The 15777-nt window shown below is 68.2% G+C and carries 16 protein-coding genes; 6 read left to right on the forward strand and 10 right to left on the reverse strand.

Going from position 1 to position 15777, the window contains the following annotated elements:
• From ACXC9Q_RS19540 to ACXC9Q_RS19550, 3 genes are all read left to right on the forward strand, one after another.
• Positions 1-2697 (forward strand): tetratricopeptide repeat protein, encoded by a 2697-nt coding sequence (locus ACXC9Q_RS19540; RefSeq protein WP_457058017.1) that lies wholly within the window; start codon positions 1-3, stop codon positions 2695-2697.
• 119 nt (positions 2698-2816) lie between these two features.
• The gene (locus tag ACXC9Q_RS19545; RefSeq protein ID WP_457058018.1) at positions 2817-3503 is read left to right on the forward strand and encodes a hypothetical protein; all 687 of its coding nucleotides are present in this window, start codon (positions 2817-2819) and stop codon (positions 3501-3503) included.
• The gene (locus ACXC9Q_RS19550; RefSeq protein ID WP_457058019.1) at positions 3500-3733 is read left to right on the forward strand and encodes a hypothetical protein; all 234 of its coding nucleotides are present in this window, start codon (positions 3500-3502) and stop codon (positions 3731-3733) included. The genes ACXC9Q_RS19545 and ACXC9Q_RS19550 overlap by 4 nt, the downstream gene beginning before the upstream one ends.
• Before the next feature lie 27 nt (positions 3734-3760).
• Here ACXC9Q_RS19550 and ACXC9Q_RS19555 read toward each other — a convergent pair whose 3' ends face one another.
• From ACXC9Q_RS19555 to ACXC9Q_RS19570, 4 genes are all read right to left on the reverse strand, one after another.
• Positions 3761-6295 carry a X2-like carbohydrate binding domain-containing protein gene (locus ACXC9Q_RS19555; protein ID WP_457058020.1) on the reverse strand — a complete coding sequence of 845 codons (2535 nt, stop codon included), beginning with the start codon at positions 6293-6295 and terminating at the stop codon, positions 3761-3763.
• A gap of 146 nt (positions 6296-6441) precedes the next feature.
• Entirely contained in the window at positions 6442-6633 is a 192-nt protein-coding gene (locus ACXC9Q_RS19560) for a hypothetical protein (RefSeq protein WP_329476513.1), read from the reverse strand.
• A 61-nt stretch (positions 6634-6694) separates the two neighbouring features.
• On the reverse strand, positions 6695-7228 hold the full coding sequence (locus tag ACXC9Q_RS19565) for a hypothetical protein (protein ID WP_457058021.1): 534 nt from the start codon (positions 7226-7228) through the stop codon (positions 6695-6697).
• Positions 7229-7383: 155 nt separating this feature from the next.
• A complete protein-coding gene (locus tag ACXC9Q_RS19570; protein WP_457058022.1) occupies positions 7384-9057 on the reverse strand; it encodes an alpha-amylase family protein in 1674 nt (557 codons plus the stop codon).
• A gap of 171 nt (positions 9058-9228) precedes the next feature.
• On the opposite strand from ACXC9Q_RS19570, the gene ACXC9Q_RS19575 reads away from it, so the two are divergent.
• On the forward strand, positions 9229-10032 hold the full coding sequence (locus ACXC9Q_RS19575; RefSeq protein WP_457058023.1) for an NPP1 family protein: 804 nt from the start codon (positions 9229-9231) through the stop codon (positions 10030-10032).
• Positions 10033-10057: 25 nt separating this feature from the next.
• Here ACXC9Q_RS19575 and ACXC9Q_RS19580 read toward each other — a convergent pair whose 3' ends face one another.
• Both ACXC9Q_RS19580 and ACXC9Q_RS19585 read right to left on the reverse strand, forming a co-directional pair.
• The gene (locus ACXC9Q_RS19580) at positions 10058-10651 is read right to left on the reverse strand and encodes a TetR/AcrR family transcriptional regulator (RefSeq protein WP_457058024.1); all 594 of its coding nucleotides are present in this window, start codon (positions 10649-10651) and stop codon (positions 10058-10060) included.
• Positions 10648-11580 (reverse strand): GTP-binding protein LepA, encoded by a 933-nt coding sequence (locus ACXC9Q_RS19585; protein ID WP_457058025.1) that lies wholly within the window; start codon positions 11578-11580, stop codon positions 10648-10650. Before ACXC9Q_RS19585 ends, ACXC9Q_RS19580 begins: the two co-directional genes overlap by 4 nt.
• Positions 11581-11750: 170 nt before the next feature.
• Between ACXC9Q_RS19585 and ACXC9Q_RS19590 the strand changes: the two genes are divergently transcribed.
• Together ACXC9Q_RS19590 and ACXC9Q_RS19595 are read left to right on the forward strand one after the other, a co-directional pair.
• Positions 11751-12584 (forward strand): nuclear transport factor 2 family protein, encoded by an 834-nt coding sequence (locus ACXC9Q_RS19590; protein WP_457058026.1) that lies wholly within the window; start codon positions 11751-11753, stop codon positions 12582-12584.
• Between the two features lie 22 nt (positions 12585-12606).
• Complete coding sequence (locus ACXC9Q_RS19595; RefSeq protein WP_457058027.1) at positions 12607-13059, forward strand: hypothetical protein; 453 nt, start codon at positions 12607-12609, stop codon at positions 13057-13059.
• Between the two features lie 12 nt (positions 13060-13071).
• On the opposite strand, the gene ACXC9Q_RS19600 is transcribed toward ACXC9Q_RS19595, so the two are convergent.
• The 4 genes from ACXC9Q_RS19600 to ACXC9Q_RS19615 all read right to left on the reverse strand — a co-directional run bounded on the left by ACXC9Q_RS19600 (position 13072) and on the right by ACXC9Q_RS19615 (position 15775).
• Positions 13072-13875 (reverse strand): family 1 encapsulin nanocompartment shell protein, encoded by an 804-nt coding sequence (locus ACXC9Q_RS19600; protein WP_457058028.1) that lies wholly within the window; start codon positions 13873-13875, stop codon positions 13072-13074.
• Positions 13872-14909, reverse strand: coding sequence for a Dyp-type peroxidase (locus tag ACXC9Q_RS19605; protein ID WP_457058029.1), 1038 nt, complete (start codon positions 14907-14909; stop codon positions 13872-13874). Before ACXC9Q_RS19605 ends, ACXC9Q_RS19600 begins: the two co-directional genes overlap by 4 nt.
• Positions 14910-14977: 68 nt before the next feature.
• Positions 14978-15241: a hypothetical protein gene (locus ACXC9Q_RS19610; RefSeq protein WP_457058030.1), complete on the reverse strand. Its 264-nt coding sequence runs from the start codon at positions 15239-15241 to the stop codon at positions 14978-14980.
• A 69-nt stretch (positions 15242-15310) separates the two neighbouring features.
• On the reverse strand, positions 15311-15775 hold the full coding sequence (locus ACXC9Q_RS19615) for a MarR family winged helix-turn-helix transcriptional regulator (RefSeq protein WP_457058031.1): 465 nt from the start codon (positions 15773-15775) through the stop codon (positions 15311-15313).
• Between the last annotated feature and the right edge of the window lie 2 nt (positions 15776-15777).

A 15777-nucleotide genomic window follows, 5' to 3' on the forward strand; every position in this document is an offset into this window, starting at 1 on the left:
ATGAGCACAGGCCAGGCGGGAGTGATCCTCGGGTCGAAGCTCCACGTCCCGTTGCCGCGCCGCGAACTGGTGGCCCGCCCGCGACTGACCGCATCGCTCCGGATGGACCAGGGATCGCAGCCCCGACTGGTCTTGGTGTCTGCGCCGGCTGGATTCGGCAAGACAACCCTGATGAGCCAATGGCTGACCGCGACCGGCCGCGAGGCCTGGCTGTCGCTCGACAGCGAGGACAACGACCTTCGCCGGTTCCTCGTCCACCTTGTCGCGTCGCTGCGGCACCTGGAAGTGGGCACCGACGCTGCCGCGCTGTTGAACACCGACAGAGCCCTGCCCACCGAGGCGATCCTGGTCAGCCTGATCAACGATCTGGACCTGCTGCAAGGATCGACCGTTCTCGCGCTGGACGACTACCACGTGATCGAAGCGCCCGAGGTCCACGCAGCGATGACCTTCCTGCTCGACCATCTTCCACCGCGGGCCACGATCGCCATCACGACACGCGCCGACCCACCGCTGCCACTGGCCCGCCTGCGCAGCCGTGGCGAGCTCATCGAGCTGCGAGCCGCGGACCTTCGCTTCACCCCGGCCGAGACCGACGCGTTCCTCAACCAGGTGATGGGACTCGACCTCGCTCCCGCGCACGTCACCGCCCTGGAGAACCGGACCGAGGGCTGGGCCGTCGGCCTCCAACTGGCCGCCGTGTCAATGCGTGGTCAGGACGATGCGGCTGCGTTCATCGAGGCGTTCGCCGGCAGCCACCGCTTCGTCCTCGACTACCTCGTGGAAGAGGTACTGCGCGGCCAGCCGGACGAGACGCGCGAGTTCCTCCTCGGCACCTCCGTCCTGCGAGAGTTGAGCGGCCCGCTGTGTGACGCACTGACCGGCCGCACCGACGGACAGAAGACGCTGGAAGCTCTCGAGCGAGGCAACTTGTTCCTCGTTCCCCTTGATGCGTCGCGCCAGTGGTACCGCTACCACCACCTGTTCGGCGACGCACTCAGTGCACGACTCGCCCAACAGCATCCAGCCAAACTGCGCGAGCTGCACCGGGCCGCAAGCCAGTGGCACGCCGAGAACGGCACGGTCGCCGACGCGGTGACGCATGCGTTGGCCGCCGGCGACTCCGAGCGAGCAGCCGATCTGGTGGAGCTGGCCATCTCCGAACTGCGACGGCACCGCCAGGACCGCACCTTGCGTGGATGGCTCCAGTCCTTGCCCGACGACGTCGTACGCCGACGTCCTCTCCTGAGCGCGTATCTCGCCTGGACGCGGTTGTCCGAAGGCGATCTCGACGGTGTCGACGCCTGGCTCGACCACGCCGACGCAGCAATTGCGTCCGGACAGTCGTCGACAGCGCCCGTGGAAGGGACGGGATCCGAGGACGCGCGCCTGGACGAACTGCGGCTCCTGCCGGCCACGATCACGATCTACCGAGCCGCGGTCGCGCAGGCGCGCGGTGACGTCGACGGCACGATCGCGCACGCCCGGCACGCACTCGACCTGGCCGGACCGCAGGACCATCTCACCCGCGGCGGCGCAGCAGGCTTCCTCGGCCTGGCGGCCTGGGCGTCGGGCGATCTCGTCACGGCAGTCGACACGTTCAGCGAAGCGGTGAGCAGTCTGCAGGCCGCCGGCACCATCGCCGACGCGCTAGGCGCGACCGTGGTGCTGGCCAACATGTGGCTGGCTCGTGGGCAACCGATCGAGGCACGCCGTCTCTACGAGCGAGCGCTGGCAACCGCGGAACGTCGTACCGGTCCGGTGCTGGCCTCCATCGGTGATCTCCACGTCGGCCTCGCCGACGTACTTCGCGAGCAGGGCGACCTGGACGCCGCCGAGCACCATCTGCGGCTGGCCAGGGAGCTCGGAGAAGCAGCGTCCCTGCTGGAGAACCGGCATCGCTGGTACGTCGCCATGGCCGGACTTGTCCAGGCACGCGGCGACCTCGACGGCGCACTGGACATGCTTGAGCAAGCCGAACCGCTCTACCTGCCTGGGTACTTCCCGAACGTACGCCCCATCCCGGCCGCGAAGGCCCGGCTACGGATCGCCCGGGGACAGCTGGCCGACGCCTGGGACTGGGCGCGGGAGCATCGGGTCGCGGTCACCGACGAGCCGGCATACCTGGCCGAATTCGACCAGCTCACCCTCGCCCGTCTCCTGACCGCCCAACACCAGCCCGAGGATGCCTTGACCCTGCTCGACCGAGTGCACGGCGAGGCGCAAGCAGCCGGTCGCGGCGGCGGCGTGGTCGAAACCCAGATGCTGCGAGCGCTCGCCCACCACGCCCGAGGCGACGCCGACCAAGCGCATGCCGCGCTGGCGCCGACTCTCGCCCAAGCCGTCCCGGCGGGCTACGCGCGGCTGTTTCTCGACGAGGGCCCAGCCATGCAGGACCTACTTCGGGCCGCAGAACAGCGGCCGGACAGCGCTGAGCACGCGACCCGGCTTCTGCGGACAGCCGTGCCCGACACGGGAGCTGCGACCATCACCAGCCCGTACGGCGAAGCCCTGAGCGACCGTGAACTGGACGTCCTGCGGCTGCTGGCGACCGACCTGACCGGTCCGGAGATCGCCCAGCGGTTGTTCGTCTCGGTCAATACGTTGCGGACCCACACCAGGCACATCTTCACCAAGCTCGACGTGAAGACGCGGCGAGCCGCCGTACTTCGCGCCACCGAACTCGGCCTGCTGTAGCCGCCAATCACCAACTCGGTCGCATCGCTTGGTGATGTGTGGTCATCACCGCGATTCCTACTGTCGTGGTCATCGCCAGGCTCTCCGGGCCCGGCCTCCAGAACCCCAAGGAGCTCGTCATGACCGTGACCACCACCAGCCTCACCCGGGCCGCCGGCCTTTCCGCCGCGGTCGCCGGACTGATCTTCTGCACTGTGCAGATCAACCACCCCGCGATGGAGGTAGCGTCCGTCACCACTACCGAGTGGGTCGTCCGCAACGGCCTGAAGTTCGTCATGGCCGTGCTGGCACTCGCCGGGATCACCGGGATGTATCTGCGGCAGGTCCGGCAGATCGGGATTCTCGGGCTGATCGGCTACCTCGTCTTCAGCGCCGGCTACATCGTCATGCTGGGGATCGAGTTCGTCGCTACCGTCGTGTTCCCAACGCTGGCCGACACCGCGCCCGGCTACGTCAACGACGTACTCATCAAAGCCGCGGGTGGTACGCCGGCCGGCGACATCGGTCTGATGCAGACCGCACTCTCCGCCGAAGGCGTGGGCTACCTGGCCGGCGGTCTCCTCTTCGGTATCGCGTTGTTCCGCGCTCGCGTCCTCGCGCGATGGGCCGCCGCACTCCTCGCCATCGGCACGCTAGCGACGCTGGCTCTCGCCGTCCTGCCGGAGTCGTTCAACCGGCCGCTCGCGATCCCGACCGGCGTGGCTCTGATCGGGCTCGGCATCTCCCTGTGGCGCAACCAGCGACACCCGCAGACCGCCAACGCCGACCGTACGACGGCCGCACTCGACCAAACCGCAGTCCGTTGACCAGTGGCCGGCGCTACCAGTTCACAGTGGCCGGGCACCTCGACGACCACTGGCCGGCCTGGCTCGGCGACCTCACCATCACTCGTCAAGATGACGGTACGTCGACCCTCACCGGGCCGGTCGTGGACCAGGCGCAACTCCACGGAGTCCTCGCCGGCATCCGCGACATCGGCGCCACCCTCCTGTCCGTCCGCGCGCTGCCGACCGAAGAGCCCCCGCGGGCTGGGTGATCTCCCAGCCCGCGGGGGCCGCGGCGCTTACTTTCCTGTCGTGTAGCGGATCAGGTCGTTGCGTAGTACGTCGCCCGAGACCTTCACGATGCGCAGAGTGTGCGAACCGTCCTTCAGGCCGGACTGGGTGAACACCGGTTGGGTCGTGACCCGCGCCGGGTTGGCGAGGTTCACCCGCTTCACGAGCTTGTTGTCGATGTAGACGTCGGCGTCGCCCTGGTCCGGGCCGAGCGCCGTGACCCAGTCGACCGCCGTGCCCTTGAAGGCGAACTCGATGGCCGCGCCGTTCGCGGTCGCCGCGTGGACGTCGTCGCGGTAGTCACCGTGGAAGCTGAAGTCCAGCTTGGTGCTGCCGGTCGGCTGCGCCGCGAGGTACGCCTGCTTGATCGTCACGACCTTGCCGTCGACGGTGTAGTCGGTCCCCTTGACGAGAGCCTTGCCGGCGTTGGCGATCGACACCAGCTCACCGGGGTCACGCCCGATCTCGGTCGTGACATCGGCCGGCGCTGCCTTGTCGAACGCCGCCGTACCCGGGTTCAGCAGGCTCTCCTGCCGGATGACCAGCTTGTCGACCAGCATGAACTGTCCCGACTTCTTCACGCCGCGGATCGTGTGGGTCCCGTTCGGCAGGTCCGAGATGCTGTAGACCAGCTGCTGCGCCGAGCGCGAGTCGGCGTGGGTGTCCACGGTCGCCTTCAACGCACCGTCGACGTAGATCTCGACTTCACCCTGTGACGGGTCCTTCTCCGTGATGTAGTCGACGCCGTTGCCGACGAAGCTGTACGTGAAGGCGTCGCCGTTGGTCTCCGACCAGTGCACGTCGTCCTGATAGTCGCCGAGCCCGCGGCCCGCACTCGCGCTCCACGAACCGGTGTAGACGATCCCCGGGTCGTTGTCGTTCAGCTCGACAGTCCGCACGCCGGAGGTGGCGGCCGCCTTCGGAGCGGCGGCACCCGAGTCGGTGACCGCGACCGTCAACGGCTCCGACACTGCCGGCACCTCGTTGTTGCCGTTGCGCTGCCAGGCACCGTCGTACCCGACGCGCAGATCGTCGTCGTTGACGCGGATCGTCGCGCCCTTCTGCGGCGTGACCTTGAACAACCGGACGCCGTGCGGGGGAACGGTCGCCGCGGTGTAGCTGGACGTGAACTGTCCCAGGTCCTTGCGGGCCCAGAGGTCGCGCACCTTGGCGGAGCCGTCCAGACCGAGGTCGGCGAAGTTCGCCGTCATGTCGGCCTCGGTGGTCCCGAGGTTGAACATCGCCACGGTGTACGAGCTGTCTGCGTTCAGCGAGTACCACACCTGCCGGTTGGTCTTGGTCGACACCGGCTGCGCGGGACGCCCGGCCTGGTTGACCGCGATGACCTCGGGGTTCGTGAGCAGCTCCACGCCGTACGAGTCGAGCTTGGTCATGTCGTTGCCGATGTAGAACGGAGCGGCGGAGACGGCCCACAGCGTTGCCGCCGTACGGCGCTCGTCCTTGGTCAGACCGTCCATCGTGCCGTTGCCGACATCGAGGGAGTCGAAGTCGTTCCAGCCACCGGGCCCGGCGTGCCTCCACCAGTCGGCCGCCTTCGGGAAGAGTCGCGCGATGTTCGGCCAGGCCGTGAGCGCCTCACCCGGGCAGTAGCACTCGACGTCCCACTCGACCCGCCAGCCGTTCGCGACCGACTTCCAGTAGTCCGCGTAGTTGATGTCGAGGGCCCAGGAGAGCTCGAGCCAGATCTTGTGCCGGGCGAGCGCCTGCGACCAGCCCTTGACCTCCTCGCGCGCATCCATCGACAGGTCGTTGTGACCCGAACCCGGCGTGACGCTGTCGAACTTCAGGAAGTCGACACCCCACGACGCGTAGAGATCGGCGATCGAATCGATGTATGCCTGGGCGCACGGGTTCGCCATGTCCATCCGGTACCCGAAGCCCCAGTAGTCGCCTTGCTGCAACGGCTGCTTGGCCAGGTTCGCCGTCGTACACCCCGGGTGGCCGTAGATCGGGTAGGCAGCGTCCATCATCCCCTTCGAGATGCCCGGGATGCTGTAGAGCCCGACCTTCTGGCCGTTCGCGTGGATGTGGTCGATGACGGCCTGCAGACCGTTCGGGAACAGCTTCTTGCTCGGCACGGGCCGGCCGTACTCGTCGGTGCCGCCGTTCCAGGCCGCGTCGATGTTGATGTACTTGTAGCCGTACGGCTGGAGTTTCTTGTGCATCGCATCCGACTGGGCGATGATCTGGTCCGCCGAGATCCAGTTGCCGCCGTCGTTCGAGTACACCTGCATGCTGTAGCTGCTCCAGCCCATGTAGGGCTTCGCCGCGGCGTCACCCGCCGGCCCGAGCGACGGGCTCGCACCTGCAGTGACGGTCGCCGGGGTGCTGATGCTCGCCGCGCTGGTCTTCGTGGTGACTGCTGCACCCGTCTTCGTGGCGACGCCGCGCGGCCCCTGCGGTGGCCCACTCGCGCCAGGTACGGCGGAAGGCGTCGCCGCCGCGCCCGCCGGGAGCAGCGCGCCGACGGCGACAAGCGCGACGACGCCGCGCGTAGCCCTCTTGCGAAGGGATCTGGTCATGAGCGGTGACCTCTCTGATCATCTGACAGCCGAGACCCCTGATGCGCGCGGTCTTCGCCACACGCTCCCAGGAACACGGATCCGATAGGATATTGGAGCCTTTACTTAACTCTGTCAAGATTTCGAGGGCCCGCAGCTCCAACCTGTCAGCCGCGCCTCCCCCTGACGCCCATCACGACCACGACCAGACCGATCACGAGGATGACCGGACCGGCGATCGCCCAGAAGGTGGTGCCACTCATCGCGCTGCCGCCGATGACGTCCGTGCCCTGCAGGGTGAACAGCAGCCCCAGGACTGCTACTACCCCACCGACGACAACCCACAGGGGTTTCTTCATGTGCCGCTCCCTTGCATCACTGACCACGAATGGATGAGTTCAGCATCCCCGGTCGAGTGGATCAGTAGCCGGAGTTCCCGGAAGGGGTGCTCGACGACGCCTGGGTGGTGATCTTCTGGCCGTTGGCACCGTCGACCCACCAGGTGCCGCCGACGGCCTGACCGGTCGCATCCCCGGGCTTGGCGTCGTTGGCGTAGTAGTAGAGCGGCCAGCCGGCGAGAGTGACCTGCTTGGTTCCGTCCGAGCGAGTCACCGTACCCACCAGCGAGGCGGACACCCCGCTCACCTGCGTCGTACCGGTGCCGGCCAGCAGCGGTGGCCAGGCCGTCGCGCACGCGCCGTTGCAGTTCGACTTCGAGGGCTTGGCGGTGTCCACGTCGTACACGTACAGCGTGCGCCCGGCGCCGTCGACAACCACCTTGCCGAAGTTCCCCACGGTGGCCGTGGACAGCTTGGCCGCTCCCGACGTGGCCGGCGCCGACGAGCTGGGACTGCTCTGCGGGGCGCTCGACGAGGCGTTGGAGTTGCCGCCGCAGGCAGTGAGAGTGGACAGCCCGATCACGGCCGTACCGACGAGGAAGGCGAGGCGTTTCATCTCAGGTTTCTCCTTGCTGTGTTGACCAACTGACACCTCGCACACGAGGGTTTGCGACAGCCGGGTTCAAGCAGCAAGAAAGGACTACGGTTCACCCCCAGGAAGGATTCCTGCTAGCAGGTAGACCGTTCGCCAAGAAGATCGTTTGCGGCCGTTCAGATGATGTACCGATCACCAGGGCGTACGACGCGGAGCCAGCGGCAACCGTAGGGCGCGAGCTGGAGCGACAGCAGGCCGTCGCTGCCGACGTCCGTCGTACCCTCGCAGAGCAGATCGACCGCGCGGAGACCGGCGCCGGCGCCTGCCACCGCCAGGGTGATCTCGGCCGGCTCCGCCGCGAAGTTGTGGACGGCAACGATCGTACCGTCCTCGTGGTCGGAGCGATGCGCGAACACCGACTGTGCTTCGGTCTCCAGGATCGTGCACTCTCCCCAGGACAACTCAGGGCACTCGCGGTAGCGCTCGATGAGCAGCTTCATCCAGTTCAGCAGCGAGTCCGGATCGTGCCGCTGCGCCGCGACGTTGACGTGCTCGGGCCCGTATTCGCCCTCGACGACCGGCGTGGCCAGCTCGTCCGGATCGGCCATCGAGAAGCCGCCGTTCGGGTCTGTCGTCCACTGCATCGGCGTCCGCACGGCGTACCGGCCTTCCACGGCAAGGTTCTCCCCCATGCCGATCTCCTCGCCGTAGAACAGCACCGGCGTGCCCGGCAGCGAGAACAGCAGGCTGTAGACCATCTTGAGCTGGGCCTGGTCGTTGCCCAGCATCGGTGGCAGCCGCCGGCGCAGGCCGCGACCGTAGAGCTGCATGTCCTTGTCCGGGCCGAACGCGTCGAAGACCTCCTGACGCTCCGCGTCGGACAGCTTGTCCAGGGTGAGCTCGTCGTGGTTCCGCACGAACGTGCCCCACTGCGCGTCCTCCGGCACCACCGGACGCGCGCGCAACGCCTTCACCAGCTCGGCCGGCTCGTGCCGCGCCAGCGAGAGGAAGAGCCGCTGCATCCCGATGAAGTCGAAGCACATCGTCAGCTCGTCGCCGTCCTCGTCCCCGTAGAACCGCCGGACGTCCTCATACGGCAGGTTGACCTCGCCGAGCAGGATCGCCTGTCCGTACCGCCGGTCCACGAACGCGCGCAGGTCGCGAAGGTAGTCGTGCGGTTTGGGCAAGTTGGCCGCGTCCAGCGCGCCGGCCGTGTCGATCAGGAACGGTACGGCGTCCACCCGGAACCCGGACAGCCCGAGCTCGAGCCAGAAGCCGATCACGCGCTCGATCTCCTCGCGCACCTCCGCGTTGGCGATGTCGAGATCCGGCTGATGCTTGTAGAACTGGTGCAGGTAGTACTGCTTCGCCTCCTCGTCGTACTGCCACAGACTGGTCTCCTGGTCCGGGAAGACGACGCCCTTGTCCGCGTCCGCCGGCGGTTCGTCCCGCCAGACGTACCAACCTCGGTACGGCGACTCCCGCGAGGCCCGCGCACTCTGGAACCACGGATGCTGGTTGGAGGTGTGGTTGACGACCAGATCGGCGATCACCCGGATGCCACGATCCCGGGCGAGCGTGATCAGCTCCACCACGTCCCCGTGCGTACCCAACCGCGGATCGACCCCGTAGAAGTCGGTGATGTCGTACCCGTCGTCGCGGTCCGGCGTCGGATAGAACGGCATCAGCCACAGGCAGGTCACCCCGAGCTCGGCCAAGTGGTCGATCCGCTGGCTCACTCCCCGCAGGTCGCCGCGTCCGTCGCCGTCGGTGTCGAAGAACGCCTCGACGTCGAGGCAGTAGATCACCGCGTTCTTCCACCAGATGTCAGCAGTCTCCGTCAAGCGCATACCTTCCCCGTGCCCATCGGCATGCGTCGTCCGGCTGTTGACGGAACGTCAATCCGTAGGCACGTAACGTATGTGCTGTGGTGGGGCCGACCTGTCATCGTCGACTCGTTGTTTCCGCCCCGAGGTCCCGCCGTACGCCGGCCGGACCTGACGTTCCTGAAGGAGCGATGCATGCCCGAATCCGCCCCGCCTCCGCCACGCCGGCGTCGCGCCAAGCGCCTGCTCGGCGTAGTGCTCGCCACCACTGCGCTGATGGTCACCTCCGCCGCAGCCGCGTACGCCGCCCCGCCGCCGAGCCTCCCGCAGAATGCGAACGGGTACGAGCAGTCGTTCTCACCGGCGTACGACTACGACACCGACGGGTGCTACGCCACGCCGGCCATCGGCCCGGACGGCACGCTCAATCCCGGCCTCAACCCGACCGGCGCCGTGAACGGCAACTGCCGGGACCAGTCCGACCTCGACAACTCCCAGACCTACGCCCGCTCGAAGTGCAACAACGGGTGGTGCGCGGTCGTGTACGCCAGCTACTTCGAGAAGGACCAGGCCGTGCCCGGCAGCAGCCTCGGCGGCCACCGGCACGACTTCGAGCACGTGATCTCCTGGATCAACCAGTCGACCAACCAGGTCGAGTACGTGACCACCACCCAGCACGCGAGCCAGGTGACCTACGCGCGGTCACAGGTGCGCTTCGACGGCACGCATCCCAAGGTCGTCTATCACAAGGACGGCGCCAGTACGCACTTCTTCCGGCTTGCCAGCAGCAACGACGAGCCGCCGGAGAATCACTACCACGACTGGCGCTACCCGCCGCTGGTCGGCTGGGACGGCTGGCCCAGCACCTCGCTGCGTGACACGTTGATGAGCGCGGACTTCGGCTCGGCCACGATCAAGATCACCGACAAGGACGACCGCTTCCGGTCCCTGCTGACCAACTCGAAGCCCGCCGGGATCCCGTTCGACCCCTCGGCCTGACCCGGCGGTGCGCGGCTCGGTCAGCTCAGGCCGGGCCGCGCACCAGCCGCGGCGTGGTGAGTGACTCGGCGATCAGGTCGATCATCGCCGCGTGCCGCTTCACCGCCGAGTCGGCCTCGCCGAGCGCGACGATGTCGAGGAACACCCGGCTGACGACGAGCTCTGCAGCGGTCCGCACCCGGGCCGGGTCGGTGACGATGTCGTCGGCGCCGCTGAGTACGTCGGCAACCGTGGCGGTCGCTTCGGCGAACAGTTCCGCGGCCCGCTCGGCGATCTCGGGACGGGCCTGAGCCTCGCGGAAGACGATGATCCGGGCCGCGCGGTTGTGTTCCAGCTCCTCCGCCATCATGGCGACGACGGCACGCAGCCGCCCGCGCACCGAGTGGCCGCGCGTCGCGGATCGTAGTACCTCACTGGGCGTCGGCCGTTCGTGCACGATGGCGAGCAACAGATCCAGTTTCGTCGCGAAGTGGTAGAACACCAGGCCGGACGGTACGCCGGCCTCGTGAGCGATCCGCGCCGTCGACGTGGCGTCGTACCCGTGCTCGGCGAACAGGCGCTCGGCGGTCTCGATGATGGCCTGACGCTTGGTACTCCGCGCCGCGGCCTGCGCGGTCACGGTTCACTCCGTCCGGCGGTAGGCCGGTGTCCCCCCTTCAGGTTCGCGGCTGCCCTGGCGGCGCGCCGAAGTTCCTTGAAGACGTAGTCCGGCACGCGCAGACCCTGCCGGTTCGCCCACAGCAGTTCGTGCTCGACCCGTCCGACCTGGCGGGCGTAGTGCCGCAGATCCGCATCGCCACCGGTGCTGATGCCCAGCGCGCGCATCAGCTGACCGAACTGGGCGCGTTGCCGCTTGTTGTACACGCCGACCGGCTCGAACGACTGCCGCCGCAACGTGCGAACCAGCCACCGCTGCCATGACGACAGCTGCGACCAGAGCTCGCGGGCTGCCATCTGGTAGTACGCGAAGTGCCCCGGTTCCTGCCGACGGATCGGCGCGACCACAGTGGCGGCGACGGCCCGTTCGCCGAGCTCGACCAGGCCGGCGTGAAGCTTGTTGTAGGCAAGCACAGCCGACCGTTCGGTGGTCAGTCCGGTCAGGTAGTAGAGCATCCGGCTCACATCCTGTACGCCGTGCACCCGGCCGAGAGCACCAAGCAGCTTGAGCTTGAACGACACTTCGGTCAGGTTGGGCTCCGTGGGTGGGAGACCGGCCAGCACCTGCAGACGATCGAGGATCAGGCCATGATGCGTCTCCTGCGGGAGCCACACGTCGGCATAGAAGTGCCGATCGACCTCCGGCGGATCCGGCATCAGCAGGTTGAGCTCGATCACGTTCCGCTCGACCTCGAGCTCGACCCGCGACATGAAGTTCAGCACCGTGCCGAACCGCTCGGCCAGCAGGCCGGGCTTGTGCATGGTGTAGTCGACGCTGTCGAGCGGGATCGGCGGATGTTCCGCCCCCAGCCGATCGACATGCTCGGCAAGCCTCGAATCGTCCCGCCGGCGTCCCCTCCGGCGGGAAGCGGTCGTATCCGTGAGCGCCATCCCCGGCACCTCGCTCCATCGAAAGGGATGCCCGATCGATCCCCCTACCTGATCGTAACAAGGTAACTGACTGATCAGTCAGTCAACGCCTGTGACCTCGCCGACAACGCGGCGACCGGTCACCCTCGGTGTCACCTTCCCAAGCGGGGGAAGGTGACTAGACTTGCGGGATGCCGTGGGCGCCAGAGTTGTTCAGTGCGCCGGCCCTGGAGCGCCTGCTGGAGAAGCGGCGCAGGGCCGAGCTGCTGGCTGTGCCGTTCTTCTACGGGTTGACGGCCGGCGAGCTCGATGCGCTGATCGACTCGTTCGCGGACGAGCCGGTCGTGCACGACCCGGTCCGGGGCAGGATCAGGGGCATTGCGGAGTTCGAGGCCTTCGTCATCGAGATGAAGGGCTGGCTGGCGGAGCACAACGTCTCCGTCGAGAACGTCGACCACGTCATCCTCCCGGCCCGCGGCTTCGAGGAGGTGATCCTGCACCTGCACGGCGAGAGCGGTCCGGTCGATCTGCCCGTCGCGATCGTCGCGGATCGCCGTAGGCGTGGGCGGATCCAGGAACTCCGGATCTACTACAGCGGCTGGCAGCTGACCGGAAGTCACATCAACCGCCCACCGCTGCTGCAGCCCGACCCCGCGCTGCGTCCGCCCGACTACGTGACTGCCTATCTCAGCGCACTCGCGGCCGGCGATGTAGACGCGATCGTCAGTGCCTTCGAACCTGACGGCTACGCCCGCGAGCCCGCCGGCGGATCGTTCGTCCACCGAGGCCACGAGCAACTGCGAGCCTTCTACGAGCAGTGGTGCTCCAACAGCGGCGGCATCCCCTTGGAGCGCTGTGCGCTGATCGAAGGCGGAGACACCTGCGTACTGGAGTACAACATCGTTCAGTGGGGCGCCACCAAACTGTCCCCCCAAGCCGGTGTTGCGGTCTTCACGCGGGGCCCCGGCGGCAGACTGTCCGCCGCCCGCATGTACGACGACTCCGACCCGCCCACTCGACCGTAGGTTTCGAAGGAGTGAGCTGGCGATGGACAAGGTTGCCAAACAGCAGGTCAAGGACGCGCTGATCGCCCAGGCCGAAGCCGAGCTGCGGACGTCTCGCGCGGACGTCGCGGAACACGACTCCGCGGCCCAGCTGGACCAGGACGTCACGGACTCGGTCGACGCGCTGTCCCAGTCCGACGAGGCAGGTGACCTGGGCGGCCTGCTCGACGACGTCCACGACCGGCAGAAAGCAACCCTGACCCGCATCGAGAACCTCGACTTCGGCGTCAAGGACGCGGTCGCACCCGGGGCGCTCGTCGGCTTCGACGGCGCCCGCTACGTCGTCGGCGTCGTGGCCGCAGCCTTCGACTGCGACGGCGTCACCTACGAAGGCCTGTCCGCCGACTCACCGATCTACGCCGCGCTCGAAGGCCTGCGACTCGGCGACAGGTTCACCTTCGCCGGCCACGAACACCGCATCGACTTCCTCGCCTGAGCCGGCCGATCCTCAGGACGTCAGTACGACGCTGGACTCCGCCGTCAGGGCCAGGAACGTCAGCGACTCCTGCAGGTAGAGCTCGACCCGCTCGGCGTCGTGCGACAGGTAGCCGATCGACAGGTCCTGGCCGAGGTGCAGCTCGTAGTCGCCACCCCGCGTCGACACCAGCAGCGCGCCGTCCAGAGCGGGCGCCCAGATGATCTCGCCGTCGTGCAGCAGCCGGGCGAGGTGGTCGCGGATCGGGTAACCGTGGTCGGTGGTCTCCGCGACGGCGGTGTACAGGTCGGCGGAGAGCAGCAGGCTGTACGGTCCGTCGACGCCGGCGAGCCGGAGCGCCCGCAGCCCCTGGGCGATGGTGTCGGGAAGGTTCCGGGCGTCGCCGGGCAGCGGCAGGGAGTCGTTCGAGCTGCTCGGCGCGAGTCCGAGGATCCCGGCCGGGCCGGAGCCGTGGAAGACCAGGCTGTCCTCGGCGAACGCGATCTGCTTGGCCGCGTCCTTGACCGGCTGCCAGTCGGAGTCCTTCGCGCCGCGCTCGACGTCGTCGACGGCCTGCCGGGTGACGGAGAACGGCACCCGCAGCTCGATCACCGGCTGGGCCTGGCGGCGTCGCGCGATCACGCCTTCGGCCGCGAACTCGACGGGCTCGACGTGCCCCGTGCCGACCGCGGACAGTTCCGGGCCGGACGGGCCGACCAGGTCGACCACGCGGCGGCCCGCCACGTCACGGGTGAAGGTACGCCGGGCCTCCTGCTCGATCTCGACCCACGCGGCGTCGGAGACCGGGGCGAGCTCGCGGTGCAGGTTGTTCGTCATGTGCGACTCCTTTTCAGGCTGCCGATCCCCAGCGAGCCGTCCGCAGTCGACGGACGGCCGGGACGAGTCGTGGCCGCGGCGGGTGCCGCGGCCGGTGCTGCTGACACGGGCGGGTTCTCGAGGAAGTCCGCGGCCGGCACGAAGAACAGGGTGCCGGTGATCGCGGTCGAGAAGTCGAGGATGCGGTCATGGTTTCCGGGCGGGTCGCCGACGAACATGTTGCGCAGCATCCGCTCGATCACGTCCGGCATGGCGGCGTACCCGATGAAGTAGGTGCCGAACTCCCCCGCGCCCAGCTCGCCGAAGACCATGTTCTCGCGCACGATCTGCCGCTCGGTGCCGTCGGTGTCGACGATCGTGGTCAGCGCGACGTGCGAGTCGGACGGCTGCTCCGCGTCGTCCAGCTCGATGTCGCTGAGCTTGCGCCGGCCGATCACGCGCTCCTGGTCGGCGACGGGTAGCGCCTGCCAGGCGTCGAGGTCGTGCAGGTACTTCTGCACGACCACATAACTCCCTCCGGCGTACGTCGGGTCCTCGCCACCGATCGTGATCGCGGCGACCGCGGCCGGGCCCTCCGGGTTCTCGGTGCCGTCGACGAAGCCGAGCACATCGCGCTGGCCCAGGTACCGGAATCCGTGGACTTCGTCGACGACCTCGACGTCGCCGGCGAGCCGGGACAGCAGCCGGCGGGCCAGCTCGAAACACAGATCGATGCGCTGGGCACGCAGGTGGAACAGCAGATCACCGGGCGTCGCGGGCGCGGTGTGCCGCGCGCCGGTCACCGCCCGGAACGGATGCAGACCGGCCGGCCGCGGCAGCCGGTAGAGGCGGCCCCACACGGAGGCGCCGATGCCGACCACGCAACTCAGCTCGTCGTCCGGCGCCTTGAAGCCCACGGAGCGAGTCAGCGCGGCCACGTCGGCGAGGACCGCGCGGACGGCCTTCTCGGCGCCCGGACGCACGGTGAGGACCAGAAAGATCGCGCCCTTCGGCGGCGCCCCGAGGACCTCCTGCGCCTGAACTTCCTGCGCCATGCACCCCCCTGCCACCCGTGGCCCGGCTCCGTCGACCGCCAGCCTAGCGCCACCGCCGGCCGCGGCCGTCAGAGGACGTAGAAGCCGGTGATCGCGGTGGGGAGGATGCCGGCGACGAGCCACAGCGACAGCACGGAACGGCGGAAGATGGCCAGCACGCCCGCGACCGTGAGGAGGCCGATGACGCCGGACATGATCCACAACCCGACGCCCTTGCCGTAGTCGGTGCCGGCGACGCCGATGCTGTAGACGGCGAGCGTGACGGCGGGCACGCTGCCCACGTGGATGAGGATGACGGACGCGACCCATCGCTGGACGGTCTCGATGTTCATAGGCTTTCTCTGGCGCCTAGACCGGATTCCTGCGCTCACGTTCTCCATCGTACACGAACGATTAGTGCCCTAACTATTCGCACGGTGTGAGACGTTGGCCTCATTCGCGGCGCCGATCACGCGGGTCAGCACCTGATGCAGGTGCTGCAGCTCGGACACCTCCATCCCAAGCCGGCCCACGATCGCCGCAGGGATCTTCTCGGCCTCGTTGCGCAGCCGCCAGCCCGCCGGTGTGAGCGTGACCGCCAGCGAGCGCTCGTCGGTTCGCGCCCGTGGACGTTCGACGTACCCGCTGGCCTCGAGGCGCTTGAGCAGCGGCGACAAGGTGGCCGGCTCGAGCTGGAGCAGCCGGCTGAGCTCCTTGACCGACAGCGGCGCGTGCTGCCACAGCGCCAGCATCACCAGGTACTGCGGATGGGTCAGCCCCATCGGCTCCAGCAACGGCCGGTACACGGCGATCACGCTCCGCGAGGCGACCGCGAGCGCGAAGCAGACCTGGTTCTCCAGCTCCAGCGGATCGGCGATCTCACTCAACG

It is taken from the genome of Kribbella sp. CWNU-51, assembly GCF_054073265.1.